Annotated in this window: 18 protein-coding genes; 12 read left to right on the top strand and 6 right to left on the bottom strand. The window is 33.0% G+C overall.

Features of this window, described 5'->3' with window-relative positions:
* The first annotated feature begins 443 nt into the window (after positions 1–443).
* The 4 genes from ASE40_RS01940 (at position 444) to ASE40_RS01920 (ending at position 5768) form a co-directional block, all read left to right on the top strand.
* The gene (locus ASE40_RS01940) at positions 444–3485 is read left to right on the top strand and encodes a leucine--tRNA ligase (protein ID WP_057115124.1); all 3042 of its coding nucleotides are present in this window, start codon (positions 444–446) and stop codon (positions 3483–3485) included.
* Positions 3486–3861: 376 nt separating this feature from the next.
* Positions 3862–4710, top strand: coding sequence for an alpha/beta fold hydrolase (locus tag ASE40_RS01930; RefSeq protein WP_057115122.1), 849 nt, complete (start codon positions 3862–3864; stop codon positions 4708–4710).
* Position 4711: 1 nt separating this feature from the next.
* Positions 4712–5185 (top strand): RNA polymerase sigma factor, encoded by a 474-nt coding sequence (locus ASE40_RS01925; protein ID WP_057115121.1) that lies wholly within the window; start codon positions 4712–4714, stop codon positions 5183–5185.
* Positions 5172–5768 (top strand): hypothetical protein, encoded by a 597-nt coding sequence (locus ASE40_RS01920; protein WP_057115120.1) that lies wholly within the window; start codon positions 5172–5174, stop codon positions 5766–5768. The genes ASE40_RS01925 and ASE40_RS01920 overlap by 14 nt, the downstream gene beginning before the upstream one ends.
* 73 nt (positions 5769–5841) lie before the next feature.
* Here the strand turns inward: ASE40_RS01920 and ASE40_RS01915 are convergent, their stop codons facing one another.
* Entirely contained in the window at positions 5842–6243 is a 402-nt protein-coding gene (locus ASE40_RS01915) for an MmpS family transport accessory protein (protein ID WP_057115119.1), read from the bottom strand.
* A 165-nt stretch (positions 6244–6408) separates the two neighbouring features.
* On the opposite strand from ASE40_RS01915, the gene ASE40_RS01910 reads away from it, so the two are divergent.
* The 3 genes from ASE40_RS01910 to ASE40_RS01900 all read left to right on the top strand — a co-directional run bounded on the left by ASE40_RS01910 (position 6409) and on the right by ASE40_RS01900 (position 9833).
* Positions 6409–8397 carry a sensor histidine kinase gene (locus ASE40_RS01910; RefSeq protein ID WP_057115118.1) on the top strand — a complete coding sequence of 663 codons (1989 nt, stop codon included), beginning with the start codon at positions 6409–6411 and terminating at the stop codon, positions 8395–8397.
* Positions 8398–8412: 15 nt separating this feature from the next.
* A complete protein-coding gene (locus ASE40_RS01905) occupies positions 8413–9042 on the top strand; it encodes a response regulator (RefSeq protein ID WP_057115117.1) in 630 nt (209 codons plus the stop codon).
* Between the two features lie 104 nt (positions 9043–9146).
* The gene (locus ASE40_RS01900) at positions 9147–9833 is read left to right on the top strand and encodes a zinc metallopeptidase (RefSeq protein ID WP_057115116.1); all 687 of its coding nucleotides are present in this window, start codon (positions 9147–9149) and stop codon (positions 9831–9833) included.
* A gap of 142 nt (positions 9834–9975) precedes the next feature.
* Here ASE40_RS01900 and ASE40_RS01895 read toward each other — a convergent pair whose 3' ends face one another.
* From ASE40_RS01895 to ASE40_RS01885, 3 genes are all read right to left on the bottom strand, one after another.
* Complete coding sequence (locus ASE40_RS01895; RefSeq protein ID WP_012022648.1) at positions 9976–10446, bottom strand: Lrp/AsnC family transcriptional regulator; 471 nt, start codon at positions 10444–10446, stop codon at positions 9976–9978.
* A gap of 242 nt (positions 10447–10688) precedes the next feature.
* Complete coding sequence (locus ASE40_RS01890) at positions 10689–11438, bottom strand: uroporphyrinogen-III synthase (protein WP_012022647.1); 750 nt, start codon at positions 11436–11438, stop codon at positions 10689–10691.
* Between the two features lie 14 nt (positions 11439–11452).
* Positions 11453–12121, bottom strand: coding sequence for a DUF4271 domain-containing protein (locus tag ASE40_RS01885; protein WP_057115115.1), 669 nt, complete (start codon positions 12119–12121; stop codon positions 11453–11455).
* Positions 12122–12227: 106 nt separating this feature from the next.
* On the opposite strand from ASE40_RS01885, the gene ASE40_RS01880 reads away from it, so the two are divergent.
* Genes ASE40_RS01880 through ASE40_RS01870 form a run of 3 tightly spaced genes read left to right on the top strand, consistent with a single transcriptional unit; the run spans position 12228 to position 14801 of the window.
* The gene (locus ASE40_RS01880; RefSeq protein WP_057115114.1) at positions 12228–12953 is read left to right on the top strand and encodes a polyprenol monophosphomannose synthase; all 726 of its coding nucleotides are present in this window, start codon (positions 12228–12230) and stop codon (positions 12951–12953) included.
* A 9-nt stretch (positions 12954–12962) separates the two neighbouring features.
* Positions 12963–14303: a dihydroorotase gene (locus ASE40_RS01875; protein WP_057115113.1), complete on the top strand. Its 1341-nt coding sequence runs from the start codon at positions 12963–12965 to the stop codon at positions 14301–14303.
* A 9-nt stretch (positions 14304–14312) separates the two neighbouring features.
* Complete coding sequence (locus tag ASE40_RS01870) at positions 14313–14801, top strand: DUF4296 domain-containing protein (RefSeq protein ID WP_057115112.1); 489 nt, start codon at positions 14313–14315, stop codon at positions 14799–14801.
* On the opposite strand, the gene ASE40_RS01865 is transcribed toward ASE40_RS01870, so the two are convergent.
* Entirely contained in the window at positions 14796–15794 is a 999-nt protein-coding gene (locus ASE40_RS01865) for an NAD-dependent epimerase/dehydratase family protein (protein ID WP_057115111.1), read from the bottom strand. The two genes, ASE40_RS01870 and ASE40_RS01865, sit on opposite strands and share 6 nt — an antisense overlap.
* Positions 15795–15993: 199 nt before the next feature.
* Here ASE40_RS01865 and tyrS point away from each other — a divergent pair, with 199 nt between their 5' ends.
* Together tyrS and ASE40_RS01855 are read left to right on the top strand one after the other, a co-directional pair.
* The gene (gene tyrS / locus ASE40_RS01860; RefSeq protein ID WP_057115110.1) at positions 15994–17289 is read left to right on the top strand and encodes a tyrosine--tRNA ligase; all 1296 of its coding nucleotides are present in this window, start codon (positions 15994–15996) and stop codon (positions 17287–17289) included.
* Between the two features lie 478 nt (positions 17290–17767).
* Positions 17768–18112, top strand: coding sequence for a hypothetical protein (locus tag ASE40_RS01855; RefSeq protein ID WP_057115109.1), 345 nt, complete (start codon positions 17768–17770; stop codon positions 18110–18112).
* Between the two features lie 62 nt (positions 18113–18174).
* Here ASE40_RS01855 and ASE40_RS01850 read toward each other — a convergent pair whose 3' ends face one another.
* Positions 18175–19155, bottom strand: coding sequence for an acyltransferase (locus ASE40_RS01850; RefSeq protein ID WP_057115108.1), 981 nt, complete (start codon positions 19153–19155; stop codon positions 18175–18177).
* Positions 19156–19182: the final 27 nt, after the last annotated feature.

The raw sequence follows: 19182 nt of genomic DNA, 5'->3' as shown, positions 1-19182 counted from the left end.
ATAAATGTACAATTTGATATTGAATAAAAGTTTATTTAACTGCAAACAAGAATAAGTTTTTTTAAGATTACTTATCTGAGGGCATAAAGCAGATTTTACCGCAAAGTGCGCAAAGTAATTTAAATTGTATAAAACACAAAGCTGCGCAAAGTTCTAGCGGCATAAAGCTTTGTGAACTTATATGTTTTGAATCTACCGCTAAATAAAAACCTTAGCGAACTTTGCGGTTGAAAAAAACGGTGAACCTTAAAATTTACTTTCAAAAACTACATGAAATGCGACTCAATATTAAGTATTTTTAATAATTTGAATAAGTATTTTGATATTTTATTTGTTTGTCTATGAAATGCTTTGGTACAAACCACAATAAATGTAAATTTGCGGCTAATTAACTAGTGAAAAGCCTTAGAACCTTAGTCACTTAGAATCTTAGTCACTTAGAAATGAAATACAATCCAAACGAAATTGACGCCAAATGGCAAAAATATTGGGCAGAAAATCAAACTTTTGCAGCAAAAAACAACTCTGAAAAACCTAAACATTATGTTCTCGATATGTTTCCTTATCCATCTGGAGCGGGATTACACGTTGGGCATCCGCTGGGTTATATAGCTTCAGACGTTTATTCTCGTTTCAAAAGACATCAAGGTTTCAATGTTTTGCACCCGATGGGTTACGATAGTTTTGGATTACCTGCAGAACAATATGCAATCCAGACAGGACAGCGTCCAGAAGATACAACGCGCGTAAATATTGACGGTGGTGTAGACAAAGAAGGAAAACAAATCGCAGGATATAGAAAACAATTAGATAAAATCGGGTTTTCGTTTGACTGGAGTCGTGAAGTGCGAACTTCAAATCCTGATTATTACAAACATACGCAATGGATTTTTATCCAATTGTTCAATTCTTGGTATTGCAAAAAACAAGGAAAAGCATTTGATATTTCAGAATTAATAACTGTTTTTGAAGAAAGTGGAAACGCATTAGTTGAGGCAGTTTGCGATGATAACGTAGTAATTTTTACTGCTGATGAATGGAATTCTTATTCTGATGATCAAAAAGAAAAAATCTTGTTGCAATACAGAATGACGTATTTGGCAGAAACCGAAGTAAACTGGTGTCCAGGCTTAGGAACTGTTTTGGCAAATGACGAAATTGTAAACGGAGTTTCAGAACGTGGAGGCTTTCCTGTTATAAGAAAAAAAATGACACAATGGAGTATGCGAATTTCTGCTTATGCCGAACGCTTGCTTCAAGGTTTGAATGATATTGATTGGAGTGAGTCTATAAAAGAATCACAAAGAAACTGGATTGGAAAATCAGTTGGTGCGTTGGTGACTTTTAATGTGAAAAATCATAACGAAGTTATCGAAGTGTTTACGACAAGACCTGATACTATTTTTGGAGTAACGTTTATGACTTTGGCTCCAGAACACGATTTGGTGGCTAAAATTACAACTCCAGAACAAAAAGCTGCTGTTGAAGCCTATATCGAAAAAACAGCAAAACGATCAGAGCGTGAGCGTATGGCGGATGTAAAAACTATTTCGGGAGTATTTACAGGTGCTTATGCTGAACATCCATTTACAAAAGAAGCAATTCCAGTTTGGATTGGGGATTATGTTTTGGCAGGTTACGGAACAGGTGCTGTAATGGCGGTTCCTTGCGGAGACGAAAGAGATTACGCTTTTGCTAATTTCTTTAAAGGTCAAAACGGAATGCAGGAAATCAAAAATATCTTCGCTAATGTTGATATTTCTGAAGCTGCTTATGGATCAAAAGATAATGTTGAAATCGCTGGTTCTGATTTCTTAAACGGGTTAAACTACAAAGAGGCAACAGCAAAAGCGATTTATAAATTAGAAGAGATCGGACAAGGAAAAGGTAAAACAAATTACCGTTTGCGTGATGCCGTTTTCTCTCGTCAGCGTTATTGGGGCGAACCATTCCCAGTTTATTATGTAAACGGATTGCCAAAAATGATTGATGCACAACATTTGCCAATTATTTTGCCAGAAGTAGAAAAATATTTACCAACAGAAGATGGTCTGCCTCCATTAGGAAACGCAGCAGTTTGGGCTTGGGATACAAAACAAAACAAAGTTGTTAATACTGATTTAGTTGACAATGTTTCGATTTTTCCTTTAGAATTGAACACTATGCCAGGTTGGGCAGGAAGTTCATGGTATTGGATGCGTTACATGGATGCACACAACGAAAATGAATTTGCAAGCAAAGAAGCTTTGGCTTATTGGGAAAATGTAGATTTATATATCGGAGGAAGCGAGCACGCAACAGGTCACTTATTGTATTCTCGTTTCTGGAACAAATTCTTAAAAGACAAAGGTTTTGCTCCAACTGAAGAGCCATTCAAAAAACTGATCAATCAGGGAATGATTTTGGGGACTAGTGCTTTTGTTTATAGAAATTATTATCAAGTAAATTTCAATGCTACAGGTTTTGACGACATTTTAAAGAACGAAGTTACAAAGTCGCCGATATTTATTTCAAAAAATTCTTTGAATTCATTAAATAATGGAACGGCATCAGAATCTCTTAATTTAACTATTGAAAAACTTAAAAACGATTTTAGGAATAGAATTAGAGAGATTATTGGTGCGGATGAATATATTGATGTAAATATTGATTATAATTTTCAACCTATTCACGCTGATGTTTCAATGGTAAATTCTTCTGATGAATTAGATATTCAAAAATTCAAGGCTTGGAGAGAAGATTATGCTGATGCTAAATTTATTTTAGATGATAACGAAAAGTACATAGTTGGCCGCGAAGTCGAGAAAATGTCGAAATCGAAATACAATGTGGTAACTCCAGATGATATTTGTGCAGAATATGGTGCTGATACATTACGTTTATACGAAATGTTTTTAGGTCCGTTAGAGCAGGCAAAACCTTGGAATACTGCTGGAATTTCTGGTGTATTTGGTTTCTTAAAAAAATTATGGAGATTGTATTTTGATGATAATGGTTTAATCGTAAACAACGACGAACCAACAAAAGACAATTTGAAATCGTTGCATAAAACAATCAAAAAAGTGGCTGATGATATTGAGAATTTCTCTTTCAATACTTCGGTTTCTCAATTTATGATTTGTGTAAACGAATTGTCTTCTCAAAATTGTCATTCAAGAGCAATTTTAGAGCCGTTAGCAATTTTAGTTTCGCCATACGCACCGCATATCGCAGAAGAATTATGGTCACAGTTAGGACATACAACTTCTATTTCTGAAGTTGCTTTCCCAATTTTTGATGAGAAACATTTAATCGAAACCAATAAAGAATACCCAGTTTCTTTCAACGGAAAAATGCGTTTCACAATCGAATTGCCTTTGGATTTAACCAAAGAACAAATCGAAGAAATCGTAATGAAAGACGAAAGAACTCAAAAACAATTAGACGGAAAAACTCCGAATAAAGTGATTATTGTTCCTGGGAAAATAATTAACCTAGTCGGTTAATTATTTTAAAATTCCAATATAAAAATTCCAAATTCCAATTTTACGATTGGGGTTTGGGATTTTTTTTATGCTTGTTTTTTTCGCCACGAATTCACGAATTTTATTTTTTAAAAACATATAGTTTGTCATTTCGACGAAGGAGAAATCTTCACAAGTAACTCTACAAAGATTGGCGATTTTGATTGCGGAGCTACTCGCGAAGATTTCTCCTTCGTCGAAATGACAAGATTGAGGAAAAACTTTGCGGTTAAAAACCCGCGCAAACATTGGCGTTTTAAATTTTTTCATTAAAAATTTAAAAACTTTTGTAACATTTTAATAGTCGTCGTATCAAAAGCATGGATCCGATTTAATTAACAACTTAAAACTATTAAAAATGAAAAAGTATATCATCTTAATTATCGCATTCTTATTCTCTGCATTATGTATCAATGTTTTTGCACAAACAAAATCATATCCTTTTGAAGTTATCAAAACAGGAAAGGGAAAACAATCTATAATATTCATTCCTGGATTTGCTTCTTCGGGGGAAGTTTGGAACGAAACCAAAGCAGCTTTCGAAAAAGATTTTACTTGTTACACTCTTACAATGGCTGGATTTGCTGGAGTAAAACCACAGCCCAATCCTTCATTCGAAAACTGGAAAGCAGGAATTGCCAATTATATCAAAGACAATAAAATCGAAAAGCCAATTTTAGTTGGCCACAGTATGGGAGGCGGGCTTGCGCTGGCAATCGCTTCTGATTATCCAGATTTAATTGGTAAAATTGTGGTTGTCGACGCGCTTCCGTGTTTGGCAGCTTTGAGCGATCCTTCTTTTAAATCAAAAGAAAATAATGATTGTTCGCCAATGGTTACTCAAATGGCAGCAATGAATGAAACGCAGTTTTATGATATGCAGAAACAAACGATGCCGAGACTTTTGCAAGATTCATCAAAATTAGAAATGGTTGTAGACTGGAGCGTAAAATCGGACCGAAAAACTTTTTCGGAAGTGTATTGTGATTTCTTTAATATCGATTTGAGAGAAAGAATTGCAACGATAAAATGTCCGTCATTAATTTTATTAGAATCTTATTTTATAAATTTAAAACCGGCAATCGAAGGGCAGTATAAAAACTTGAAAACAGCTAATTTTCAATATGCGGATAAAGGTTTACATTTTATAATGTACGATGACAAAGATTGGTATTTGGCACAATTAAACTCTTTTATAAAATCTTAAAATGGAATTCGAAGATATCTACAAAACATATTGGGATAGAATTTTTAGGCTTTGCATGGGTTTTGTAAACGATTATGACGCCGCGCAGGATTTGACTCAGGAAACGTTTATAATTGTCTGGCAGAAACTGGAAACCTTTAGAAATGAATCTTCTATTGGAACCTGGATTTTTAGGATTGCTTCTAACAATTGCCTGAGGCAGATCGAAAAACAGAAGCGTTTCCCAAAATCAGAGCTGCCTGTTCATCTTTCAGAAGAAAAACAAACCTCATTAGAACCTCAAATTCAGTTTTTATACAAGTGTATTGCTGAATTACCCGAAACAGAACGTATTATTATTTCGCTGGAACTGGAAGATGTAAAGCAGACAGAAATTGCCAAAATTGTTGGACTTTCTGATGCAAATGTGCGAGTAAAAATTCACAGGATAAAAGAAAAACTGACCGAAAAATTTAAAGAAAATGGACAACGATAACAATATAGATTTTAAAGATTTATGGAAAAAACAATCTGTAAGTCAGCCAGATATGAAGGATTTGCTGGCAAGAGTAACCAAGTTCAAAAAGGCAGGATTAAGAAGTTTATGGATTATTAATATATTGCTTTTGGCTACCTGTATCTTTATTGTTTGTATTTGGATATACTATCAGCCGCAATTTATTTCGACTAAAATCGGAATTATTATAACGATTCTGGCCATGGTGATTTATTTATTTACCTATAATAAATTACTGAGCAAGTATAAAAATATTGAAGCCACACAAAACAATCAAGAGTATCTTCAAAATTTAATTATAATTAAAAAGAAACAACAATTTCTGCAGACCAAAATGATGACTTTTTATTTTTTGGCGCTTACAGTTGGTATTTGTTTATATATGTATGAATACGCCAGTAGAATGACGCTTTTAGGAGCTGGTTTAACGTATGGCATTACTTTATCATGGATGTTTTTCAATTGGTTTTATCTTCGCCCGAAACAAGTCAAAAAACAGCAGGAGAAAATAAATAGTCTAATTGAGAAGTTTGAAGAAGTAAACAATCAATTAGAGTTATAAAAAAAGAAGCTTCGTAATATTACGAAGCTTTACTTTTTACCAAAAAACTAAAATCTAAATTTTAAAGTAAGATTTATAGAGGAAAAACGTAAGGAGTAAGAGATAAAACAATTATTCCGTCGCTAGTTGCTGTTGCAGTTAGTTCGTTTTGCAATTTTCCGCCAACATAAATTTTACCAGTTAAAGTTTGTCCAGCAACTCCGCCATATCCACTTGCGCTTAATGATGCTCCCATAGATTTTGCTTCAGCTGTAAATTCTTTAGTCCAAGGAAGCTTAGTAATGTCTTCATTTAATGCGTTCCCGCCTTTTTCAAAATAAACAGTAGATAATGTTCCTGTGTAGTTTCCAGTTATTTCATATTTTACATCTCTTGAAGCTGTTCCAGTGTTATTATCGTCATTGTCGCTGCTGCAAGAAACTGCTGTAAAAGCAAGAGTCAATACAATTGCTAAAGTTTTTAAAATCGATTTCATAATAAAATTCTTAAATTAATATTCATAGTCAAACAAAATTAGACCCTTACTAAAGAGATATCAATACCTGATAAAATGTATTTTTTATTACCTGATATCAGGTAAAAGAGCTAATTTTTTTTTGAAAGTCGCTAAGCTTTAATAACTTTGAGTAAATACCCATTTATGAAGAAAATCTACGCCTTTATCTTTTTTTTGTTTTTTTCTACTATTTCCAATTCACAAGTAATCCTTTCATTAGATGACGATACGGTTTATATTGACAGTATTGTTAAGTCTACAAAAAATGTAAAGTCCGACAGCATTAAAAGTTTGAACAGTTTTAGACTGTCCAAATTATTTTTAATGGTTCAGGATGCCAAAAAATCCAAAGAATATCTCGAACAAGGAAATCGATTAAAAACAAAATTTCCTTTCTTACGGGATATTTCGCTTTATTATAATGCTTACAGTTTTATTGAAAAAGGCGATATAGATGGTTTCGAAAAAGCCTTATTAGAAGCTAATGAAAAACTTAAAAAATACCGCTATAAGGAAGCATATAGAATTCGGGCAATTATACTTCAGAATTATGGCATTATGCAGCAACGCAAGAATAATGAAAATGCTTATATGCGTCTGTTGGTGAATGAAGCAATTCCTATTGCCAAAAAAAGCGGTGATTATGAGTTAATCAGCGGTTTAAATAAAGCCGTTGCCATTATTTTCATGAATAATGGCGAAAGGGAAAAAGCTGCAGAATATCTCGATCAAGCCCAAAAATATATCGAAAATACTACTAAAAAGTCTCCGACGCTGGCAGAGTCTAAAATGGAAACTTATATCATAAATGCAGAGAATTTGGTAGAACTTAAACATTTTTATGATGCTAAAAGTATACTCGATAAAGCTTTTTTGACTTTAAAAAAATATCCAGAATCGAATTTGAATGATTCTTATTTTTATGCAGAAGGAATTTATTATGCTAAACAAAATAAACACAATGAAGCATTAATAAGTTTTGAGAAAGGCATAAATTCTTCTGTAAAACATGGTAACTCTATCGCATTAAACAGATTAAAATTTGCGGAGTATGAAGTGCTTTTTAAACTCAAAAACTACGATAAAGCCAAAAGTAATCTAGAATATTTGGTGCAAAACACACCATTTATTGTTGACAAAAAAAATTATTATAAAGAATTATCTAAAGTTTATAATGCGACAAAAGAATACTCCAAAGCCTATTCGTATTCGCATAAATACAATGTTATAAATGATAGTTTGAACGATGCCAATCTGAAAAATGAAATTATTGAATTCGAGGCAAAATATAAAAAAGCAGAAAGTGAGAAGAAAATCTCTTTACTGCAGTCAGAAAATGAAAAAGCAGTTTTACAAGTCAATAATAATCGATTAAACACAATGCTTTTTGCAGCGCTTTCGTTTTTATTGTTCCTAACAGTTTTGTTTTTATGGATTTATAATAACTATCAAAAAAAGCTGAGCTTTCAGAAAGAAGTCAATTTACAGCAAGAATTATCAGCGCTGGAAAATCAACAGAAATTATCGATTTCAAATGCATTGATTCAAGGAGAAGAAATCGAACGAAAGAGAATTGCAAGAGATTTACATGATGGATTAGGAAGTATGCTTTCTGGCTTGAAAATGCATTTGAGTCTTGTCAACCGAGAAAATAACGAAAACAGTCCGAACATTAATGAAATGCTAAACGACTCCATTAAAGAGCTTCGTAATATTTCTCAAAATTTAATGCCCGAAAGTTTAATGAAATTGGGGCTTGAACATGCGTTGAAAGATTTGTGTGTTTCTCATTCTACTTTAGAAACTGCAGTTGAGTTTCAGTATTTAATTAAAAAATCAAAATTTCCACAGCATTTTGAAATTATGATTTATCGCATAATACAGGAACTTCTAAATAATGCTTTAAAATATGCTAAAGCTTCACAAATTTTAGTTTCCTGTTCGCAGAATAAAGATGTGTTCTTTATTACTGTAGAAGACAATGGAGTAGGATTTAATGTAAAACACGCCGAAAAAAGAGAAGGTATGGGACTGCGAAATATTAAAAACCGCGTCGCATTTTTGAATGGGAAACTAGAAATTGATTCGGTTGTCAATAAAGGGACTTCAGTATATATTGAATTAAAAATTTAAATCCAGACTATATAAATGATACATAAAACAGTAATTGTAGACGATCATCCGATTGTGATTTCGGGAATAGCAGGTTTGTTGTCGGATTTGGATGCTATTAAGATCGTAGAAAAATTTGAGTCGGGAGTATCGCTTTTAGAATATATCGAAGACAATAAAGTTGATCTCATCTTAATGGATATTTTTCTGCCAGTTATAAATGGCGTTGACTTGTGTAAAACCATTAAACAAAAACATCCTAAAATTGTAATTATCGGCATGAGCAGTCAATCTGAAAGAAGCTTGGTAATGCAGTTTATTCAAAATGGAGGGAATGGCTATATCTTGAAAAATGCCTCTTTTGATGAATTTAAAAATTGTATTTATAAAGCTATTGAAGGTGAAATTGTTTTTAGTGAAGAAGTAAAAACCATAATCAGCCAGCCTTTATCTGAAGACTTAGAACGCATTCCAGGTTTAAGCAGAAGAGAACGTGATATTGCATTATTGCTTTCGCAGGGAAAATCGACTCAGGAAATTGCAGATGATTTGTTTTTGAGTTTTTTGACGGTTCAAACGCATCGTCGAAATATTCTTCAAAAATATAAAATGAAAAACGTAGCAGAATTGATTGCTTTTCTGCTTAAAAACAATATGTTAAACTGAGACAAAACTAGTAAATAAATGTCAAAATGGCATTTTGTTAAAATGGTTCATAATTTGCAGTTTGTTTTGTAAATTTAAAAATCAATCTAAAAACACTAGAAAATATGGGATCTGGATATCTAATTATTGCTGGAGCTATAATGTTGTTCAGCTGGCTGGTAAGTTCTCAGCTAAAGAGTAAATTTGAATTATATTCAAAATTACAACTAAGAAACGGAATGAGCGGTGCTGAAATTGCCGAAAAAATGCTTGCCGATAACGGAATTACAGATGTTCGTGTTATTTCGACACCAGGTCAGTTAACAGATCATTATAATCCTTCAGATAAAACAGTAAATTTAAGTGAAGCCGTTTATAATCACAGAAACGCCGCAGCTGCAGCAGTTGCAGCACACGAATGCGGTCACGCCGTACAGCATGCAATTGGTTACGAATGGCTGACAATGCGTTCGAAATTAGTGCCAATCGTAAGCGTTGCTTCAAACTACGTGCAATGGATTTTAATTGCGGGAATCTTAATGATTAAGGTTTTTCCACAATTATTATTAATTGGGATTATAGTTTTCGCGGCAACAACTTTGTTTTCGATTATTACACTTCCTGTAGAATACGATGCGAGTAACCGTGCGCTGGCTTGGTTAGAAAATAAACACATGCTGACACAAGAAGAGCAGGCAGGAGCAAAAGATGCTTTAAAATGGGCTGCAAGAACGTATGTAGTAGCTGCAATTGGTTCTATCGCCACGTTGTTGTACTATATCTCGATTTATTCGGGAAGCAGGAGAAATTAATTAATTTAAATTTTCAATATTTTAAAATTCCAAATTCCAAATCTGTTAGGTTTGGAATTTTTTTATTCTTTCCGATAACGAATGAATCAGTAATACTTTTCGAATTTGGAATTTGGATTTTGAAAATTGGAATTTTAGATTGCTAAAGCTGAATCTGTCTATCAATCTGCTGATCTAAAGAAATAAAAGTTTCAGTTCTAGAAACACCTTCAATCGCTTGAATTTTTGTATTTAAAAGCTGCATTAAATGTTCGTTATCACGACAGATTATTTTAATTAAAACAGACCAGTTTCCAGTAGTATAATGACATTCTAAAACTTCAGGAATTTTTCTAAGTTCTTTTACAGCTTCCGAATTTCGGGAAGCTTTGTCCAAATAAACTCCAATAAACGCCATTGTGTTGTAACCTAAAACCTTTGGGTTTACAGTAAACTTAGAGCCAGAGATTACGCCGGATTGTTCTAGTTTTTTTAATCTCTGATGAATTGCCGCACCAGAAATTCCGATTTTATTGGCGATTTGCAAAATTGGTTTTCGGGCATCGTCCATTAAATACCGAAGGATTTCTTTGTCGATACCGTCAATTTCAATTAAGAGGGAGTTGATTTTCATAACTTACAATTTGAAACTATTTTTTGTGATTTGGGTTTAGAATAGGAATCAAATGTAATTAAAATGGCTTGTAAATAGAAATTCCAATGTAAAAAATCCAAATTCCAATTTAAGAAAATCCAAATGCGTTCCAGTGGTTGAAACCACTTGTTGTGTTTGATTTATGAAGTCGTTAAAACAAAAAATCCAAATCCCAGTGATTAGTTGGAATTTGGATTTTTAAAATTATATATTTCTTAAGGTTATTTTCCTTTGTTTGCTTCGGCAACGTATTTTTCTAGAGCCATTGTCATAGAAGGCGTTTCAGGAGTTGGAGCAAGAATATCAATTCTTAAACCATGATCTAGAGCCTCTTTTTGAGTTGTGCTTCCAAATACTGCGATTCTGGTGTCGTTTTGTTTGAAATCTGGGAAATTCTTAAACAGAGATTTAATTCCAGTTGGGCTGAAAAAAGCTAAAACGTCATAATAAACATCAGCTAAGTCAGACAAATCACTCATTACAGTTCTGTAAAAAATAGCTTGTGCCCAATCTACTTTAAGACTGTTTAATGTTATAGGAGCATCTGCATTTAATTGATCAGATGCAGGAAGTAAAAACTTTTCGTCTTTGTACTTCTTAATCAGCGGAGATAAATCCGCAAAATCTTTTGCTCCAACGTAAATTTTACGTTTTCTGTACACAACATACTTTTGAAGGTAAAACGCAACAGCCTCAGATTGACAGAAATACTTCAATCCTTCAGGAACTTTATAACGCATTTCATCAGCAACTCTAAAAAAATGATCTACAGCATTTCTACTTGTTAAAATGATCGCAGTGTAATGATTAAGATCGATTTTTTGTAATCGAATCTCTTTTGCGCTAACCCCTTCCACATGAATAAATGGTCTGAAATCAATTTTTATTTTGTGTTTTTGTTGGAGCTCAAAGTAAGGAGAATTCTCCACTTTAGGTTCAGGCTGTGACACCAAAATTGTTTTCACTTTCATATTATAAACATTTTCTAAGCACTCCCTTTTGTTATCCAATAATAAAGAAAATAATAAGGGGCTATTTCAAGAGCGCAAAGATATAAAATAAAATAAAATAACTTGCTGATAATTGCGTTTTGATATGTTTTAATTGAAATAAAGTAAGAGTATACACTAATACACAGGGAAATACCTATGATTATTATCGGTATGATTTGTGGAATATTATTGTAATAGAACAAAATAGCATTGATTGGAAGGATTAAAACGCCAATATATGTTCTGTAAGTTACTTTTTGTAAGTTAAAAAGTTCTACAAATTCATCAATGTTGAATGAAGTTGCTACGATTTTCTCGATTAAATACTTTCCTAAAATGAAATAAAGAAGGAAAGTTGCGATCTGAATAAACAAAACCCAATCAGTTTTAGAGGCCTGTCCAAAAATGTTCATCGTAAGCAAAATGAAAAATGCGTACGAAACAATTTGTACAAAAAATAAACCAACTGTAAAACTGCTTTTTAAATGGTTGTTGTCGCGATAAATTTTAGCATATTTATCAGAAAAAATAAGTTTACTAAATTCACTAAATCTAGTTTCATAAGCAGATTTTGTCATGGCAACAACAGCAAAGGTCAGCACAAACAAAAGTGTTGCCCAGTCTTTGTTTTCCAGAATTCGAGGATGAAGTTGTTCAATCATAGCGTTACAAAATTAGTAATTTTTTGATGCAATACTTTTATTATATATTTATTATGAATCAAATGCTATAAAAAGTTTACTTTTGCGGTGAAATTACCGAGAAAAAATGAATGATAGTATTGTCATAATTCCCACATATAACGAAATTGAGAATATAGAAAGTATAGTAAGAGCAGTACTTTCGCAGCATAAATCTTTTCATCTGCTGATTATTGATGACAATTCTCCTGATCATACTGCAAAAAAAGTGATTGCATTACAGGAAGAATTTCCAGATAAGCTTTTTTTAGAACAAAGAACCAAAAAATCAGGTTTAGGAACAGCTTATGTTCATGGCTTCAAGTGGGCTTTAGAACGCAATTATCAATTTATTTTTGAAATGGATGCCGATTTTTCCCATAACCCAAATGATTTAGAAAAGCTGTACGATGCCTGCCATTTTGGTGGCGCAGACCTTGCAATTGGTTCTCGTTATGTAACGGGTGTAAACGTTGTAAACTGGCCTCTAAGCCGAGTTTTGATGTCTTATTTTGCATCGGTTTACGTGAAATTTATCACAGGAATGAAAATTCATGATGCCACTGCAGGTTTTGTATGTTACAAACGAGAAGTTCTAGAAAAAATCAATTTGAATAAAATAAAATTTGTTGGGTATGCGTTTCAAATCGAAATGAAATACAGAACATACTGTGCAAAATTTCAAATTACAGAAGTTCCTATTATCTTTACAGATAGAACAAAAGGAGTTTCTAAAATGAGTAATGCCATTATTAAAGAAGCTATACTAGGCGTAATTTCACTTAGATTAAGAAAATTAGTCAATTCATTATAAACCAACATCATGAATAGGATTTTAATAAAAAATGCCAAAATTGTAAACGAAGGGACAATTTTTGAAGGAGATGTTTTAATAGAAAATGATTTGATTGTTGAAATTGCCGACAGCATTTCGTTAAAAACATCAAATTGTATAGTAATCGATGCCGAAGGAAGTTATTTAATGCCGGGAGCAATTGACGATCAAGTACATTTTAGAGAACCGGGTTTAACGCATAAAGGAGATATCGAATCTGAATCTCGAGCTGCTGTTGCTGGAGGGATTACTTCTTTTATCGAGCAACCAAATACGGTTCCTAATTCAGTAACACAAGAAATTTTAGAAGATAAATATCAAATTGCATCTCAAAAATCATTTGCGAATTATTCGTTTATGATGGGTGCAACAAATGATAATTTGGAAGAGGTTTTAAAAACAAATCCAAAAAACGTTGCCGGAATTAAAATTTTCTTAGGTTCATCAACAGGAAATATGCTGGTTGATAACGAAGCAGTTTTAGAAAAGATTTTTTCTAGCACACCAATGCTAATTGCGGTTCACTGCGAAGATGAAACTACAATTCAAAATAATCTTGCGGCTTTTAAAGAGCAGTATGGAGAAGATGTTCCCGTAACTGCGCATAATTTAATTAGAAGTGCAGAGGCTTGTTATATTTCTTCTTCAAAAGCAGTTGCTTTGGCAAAACGCACAGGAGCAAGACTTCATATTTTCCATCTTTCAACTGCGAAAGAAATGGAATTGTTTACGAATAAAATTCCGTTAGAAGATAAAAAGATTACTGCTGAGGTTTGTGTACATCATCTTTGGTTTACTGACGAAGATTACAAAACAAAAGGAAATTTCATTAAATGGAATCCAGCCGTAAAAACTGCCGAAGATCGTGCTGAACTTTGGAAAGCTTTGAACGACGGGCGAATTGATGTAATTGCTACAGACCACGCACCTCATACAAAAGAGGAAAAAATGCAGTCGTATTTAAAAGCACCTTCTGGTGGTCCGCTCGTACAGCATGCTGTTGTAGCTATGTTTGAAGCACATCATCAAGGTAAAATTAGCGTGGAGAAAATAGTAGAGAAAATGTGCCACAATCCAGCTAAAATTTTCAAAATCGAAAAAAGAGGTTTTATAAGAGAAGGTTATCACGCCGATTTAGTTATTGTAAATCCGAGCCTGCCTTGGAGTGTAAAACCAGAGAATATTTTATACAAATGCGGATGGTCGCCTTTTGAGAATTTTACTTTCAAATCAAGAATTACACATACTTTTGTAAACGGAGAATTGGTTTATAATAATTTCAAAGTAAAAGATACGAGAGCCGGAAAACGATTATTATTTGACAGATAAAAAACGACTATGAAGAATTTTATAGTAATAGTATTGGTTTTGTTTCTTTCTATAAGCTGCAAAAAAGAGCTGGTAAAACAGCCTGCGAAGCTTATTGAAAGAGAAAAAATGGTTGATATCATGTACGATTTGTCGCTTCTTGAAGCAATGAGGTATCAAAAGCCATTGTCTTTAGATTCGATAAACAGTGATCCAACAAAGTTTATTTTACAAAAATATAAAGTAGACAGTCTGCAATTTGTTCAGAATAATATGTATTATGCTTCTGATTATGAAAGTTATAAAGATATGTTCGATGAGGTAAACAAGAGATTGGCTAAAAATCAAAGAGCAGCAGATTCTCTTGCAAAAATCGATGAGAAAAAAGCAGCAAAAGAGAATAAAAATAAGCCAAAGGAATTGAAGGAAGTTTCGAAAGATTCTGTCAAAAAAAGCATTCCAAAAATCAATATTGATTCTATAAAAATGGCGCAAAGAAAAAATAGAAGACAATTATAATTTTGAACTGTCTTTAATGTACTGGTGAATATCTGTAAAAACCGTTCCTAGAGCGGTTTTTATTTTTTCATTACTATATAAATTCTTAGAGTAAGAGGCTTTTGCAGTTGCTTTGGTAATACTTCTTTCTCTAAAAAATAAGGTCGAAAATATTCCATCAGCAATCCATAAGAAATTCATAAAAAATGGTTTAGCATGGATATATGGTCTTTTTGCATTTAATGCATCTGCAACGGTATTTAAAAGATCTCTAAAAACAATGTTATCTGCAATTAATGTAAAACGTTCATTTTTAATGTCGCTTTTCATTAATTCAATAGTAGTTTTTATTACATCATCCACAGAAATAAATCCAGTACTTCCGAGTGTGTAAAACGGAAGGCCGTTAGAAACTTTTTGGTAGATTTTACTGCTTCCTTCTTCAAAAATCGTCATTTTGGGCGGACCTAAAATTACTCCAGGATTTACAATAATCACCTTTAAGCCTTCTTGCTGTCCGCGCCAAACTTCCATTTCTGCACCATATTTAGAAATGGCGTAATCGCTGTGTGGTTTTTCGGGATTCCAATCTGTTTCTTCGGTAATATGCGTTTCGTGTGCTGCAATATCGCCCAAGGCAGCGATTGAACTTATAAAACAAAATTTTTCTATGTTTTTGGCAATAGAAAAATTAACCATGTTTGCCGTTCCTTCGATATTTGTTTTTCTGAGTTTTTCCTCGTCTTTTGGATCAAACGAGATCAAGGCGGCGCAGTGATAAACCTGACTTATGTCGATAAAAGCATTTTCTAAGGAAGGAACATCTAAAATATCAGCCTCAATCCAATTTATTTTTTCAAATAAATCTGGTTTTTTATAGAACTCAAAAATCGATTTTGTTTTTTCGATTTTACTTTTTGATCTATATACAGCCCGAACATTTTCTCCATTTTCAATTAAATGAAGTAATAAATGTGCGCCAACTAAACCAGTTCCTCCAGTTACTAATACCATTTTGTAAAGATAAGTTTTTTGGTTTAAGGTGCAAAGAGACAAAGGTTCAAAGTTGCAAAGGTTTTGGTGTCGAAATAGATTTTGTAATTGACTTTTGCGATTGAAATTGATGTTGAAATTGAGTTTTACGATTGATATTGGAATTGCTTTTTGATATTGCCATTGCCATTGATTATATTTGCGCAAATTATTTTAAAAAATGAAGAATCTAGTTGAAGAATTAAAATGGCGCGGGTTATATCATGATAGTATGCCTGGAACGGAAGAACAATTACTAAAAGAGGCTACCACTGCGTATATTGGTTTTGATCCAACGGCAGATTCACTGCACATCGGAAGTATGGTTCAGATTATTTTATTGGTTCACCTAAAGAATTTCGGGCACAGACCTATCGCTTTAGTGGGTGGAGCAACAGGAATGATTGGTGACCCTTCTGGTAAATCTGATGAAAGAAATTTGCTTGATGAAGAAGCTTTGGCTAAAAACGTTGCAGGAATTAAAAGTGTCTTGTCTCGTTTCTTAGATTTTAGTTCAACCGAAGCAAATGCGCCAGTAATGGTAAATAACTATGATTGGATGAAAGAATTCTCTTTTATCGATTTTGCACGTGAAGTTGGAAAAAGAATCACTGTAAATTATATGATGGCTAAAGATTCTGTAAAAAAGAGATTTAGCGGTGAAGGTGAGGGAATGTCTTTTACAGAGTTTACATATCAGTTAATTCAAGGTTACGATTTTTATCATTTATATAAAAACAACAACTGCATCTTGCAAATGGGAGGTTCTGACCAATGGGGTAATATTACCACGGGTACAGAATTAGTGCGCAGAATGGGAGGCGAAAACGCAAAAGCTTACGCTTTGACAACGCCTTTGATTACAAAAGCAGACGGATCTAAATTCGGTAAATCTGAAGGAGGAAATGTTTGGTTGGATGCTGATAAAACTTCGGTATATAAATTTTACCAATTTTGGGTAAACACTACAGATGTTGATGCGGAAAAATACATCAAAATCTTTACCTTCTTAGATAAAGAGACAATTGATGCATTAATCGAAGAGCATAAAACAGCTCCGGATTTAAGAGTCTTGCAAAAGAAGCTGGCAGAAGAAATAACTGTTTTTGTTCACAGTAGAGAAGAATTAGAAAAAGCAATTCAGGCTTCGAATATTTTGTTTGGAAAGTCAACTGCAGAAGATTTAAAAAAATTGGATGAAGCTACTTTTTTAGAAGTTTTTGACGGAGTTCCGCAAGCTGAAATCGCAAAAGCTGATTTAGAAAACGGATTGGATATTATTACTGTTTTGAATGAAAAAACAGGTTTTTTTAAATCGAACGGAGAAGCTAGAAGAGCTTTAACAGCAAATTCTATTTCTGTAAATAGAGAGAAAATAAAAGAAGATTTTGTATTAACATCAAATGATTTGATTAATAATCAATTTGTTTTATTACAAAGCGGAAAGAAAAATTATTTTGTGATTCGCGTTGTTTAATCTTTTAATCGAGTAGTTGTATAATTGTTTAATCGGAAATTTGCGATTAAATAAGAGACATTTTTATAATATCAGAAATCCGAATATTCGAAAAGAATATTCGGATTTTTTCGTTTAACGAACGATTCGTTCCGTAGGAATGTCTCATCGGTAGAATAAAAATTTGGATTTCGTTTTACGTTCCGTAGGAACGTTTGATTAATAGAGAAGTATTGTATAATAACAAGTGTCCCTACAGGACACAATGCTAAATAATATTCTTTTTTCTACCGATGAGATATTCCTACGGAATATTAAAATTATGGTTGTTATGTACTGACCAAGTAAAAAAAAGATTATTAGGACTGTATTTTTTCTGGATTGGTTAATTTATTCACTGAACCAAATTTATTTTTTTGGGACTTTTGCTCTTTAACTTCTACTATGAAAAAGTATATGTTTTTTTACTAAGTTTATCATCTCAAAACAAACATAAGATATGCTTCTAATTTTATTTATTTACTGGATTTGGAAAGGCTTTACTAATCTGGCCTTAGAATATGATAAGAACAAATGGGGTTATTTCGCTATTGGAATAATATCTTATTATGCAGGAACTCTTCTTGCTGGATTTGTTGTAGGGCTTCTATCTGTTTTTATTGGAGGTTTAGATAGTATTGATGACAGTAGTTTTAGCAGTGCAGGATGGAATATACTTTTTGTACTTTGTGGAGTTCTGACTTGTTATGGAGTTTATAAATTATTAGAACATAAAGGTCAAAAAGAAAAACTACTACAGAAAAAAGAAGGTATAGAGAGTATTGGTGTAAGTGATGAAAATTAATTTTTGATTAAAGGTTTAGCCGTTTAATCTGTTATCATTTATTTGATTAATGATCGATTAAACTATAAAACCATCAAATTACAACCGCGAATATCAGAATTATCAAAACGTCCCAAAACCTCGAAAGAGTTGTTGGGATTTTTTTTGCCTAAATCCTGCGTAGCGATAAAAGAGCATGAATTAATATTCGCCAAGTCAATCACGTTGATGCCGCCCGTTTTTCCATCTTTCACATAAGTGAGAGCATCTTCTGGATCGCGAATTAAAATATTCATCCAAGACGGACATTCGAAAACACCTTCTCCTAAAGAATAGGCCTGCGCTAAAAGTTCTGTCATTCCGTACTCTGAATGAATAGAAGAAACGCCGAAACCTTTGCAAAGCTGTTCGTGCAATTCTTCTCGGATCATTTCTTTGCGTTTTCCTTTCATACCTCCAGTTTCCATTATAATGGTATTTTGAAGATTGAATTGATGTTTTTCGATCAAATCTAATAAAGCGTAAGTCACGCCAATTAAAATAACATTTTGACCCGAATTGTCCAGTTCAATTAGCTTTTGGGTAAGTTCTCCGTAGTTGTGTAAATAAAACCCACTTTCTGGCTGATTAGAGAGTTTAATTAAGTCATCGACCATATAGATTAATGAAGATCCTTCACGTTCCAAATAAGACGGCAAAAGGGCTAAAACGACATAGTCTTCTATATTGCCATAAAACTGAGAAAATCCTTTGCGATAACTTTCTTCGTAAAGCGTAACATCTGTTACCAAATGCCTGCTTGTAATCATTCCAGTAGTACCGCTGCTGGTAAAAGTTACTTGCGCGAAATCATTGTTTGAAACTACTTCGTGGCTTTTAAAAAATTGAATAGGTAAAAATGGAATTTGCTGTAATGATTTTACCTGTTGCGGATTAACTTTTAGGAAATCACAAAAATCGCGATAAACCTTATTGTTTTCGTGCTGAAAACGAAACACTTTTAGAGCTATTTTTTCAAATTGTTTCTGACTCGAAATCGTAAATATATCGCTGGTTGTGATCAAAACTTTTTTTTGCAAAGATATTTATTT

Origin of the sequence: Flavobacterium sp. Root935 (genome assembly GCF_001429295.1) — a bacterium.
In the GTDB taxonomy this organism is placed as follows: domain Bacteria; phylum Bacteroidota; class Bacteroidia; order Flavobacteriales; family Flavobacteriaceae; genus Flavobacterium.
The sequence above is the reverse complement of the archived record's forward strand: the minus strand, read 5'-3'. Positions and strand labels throughout refer to the sequence as shown.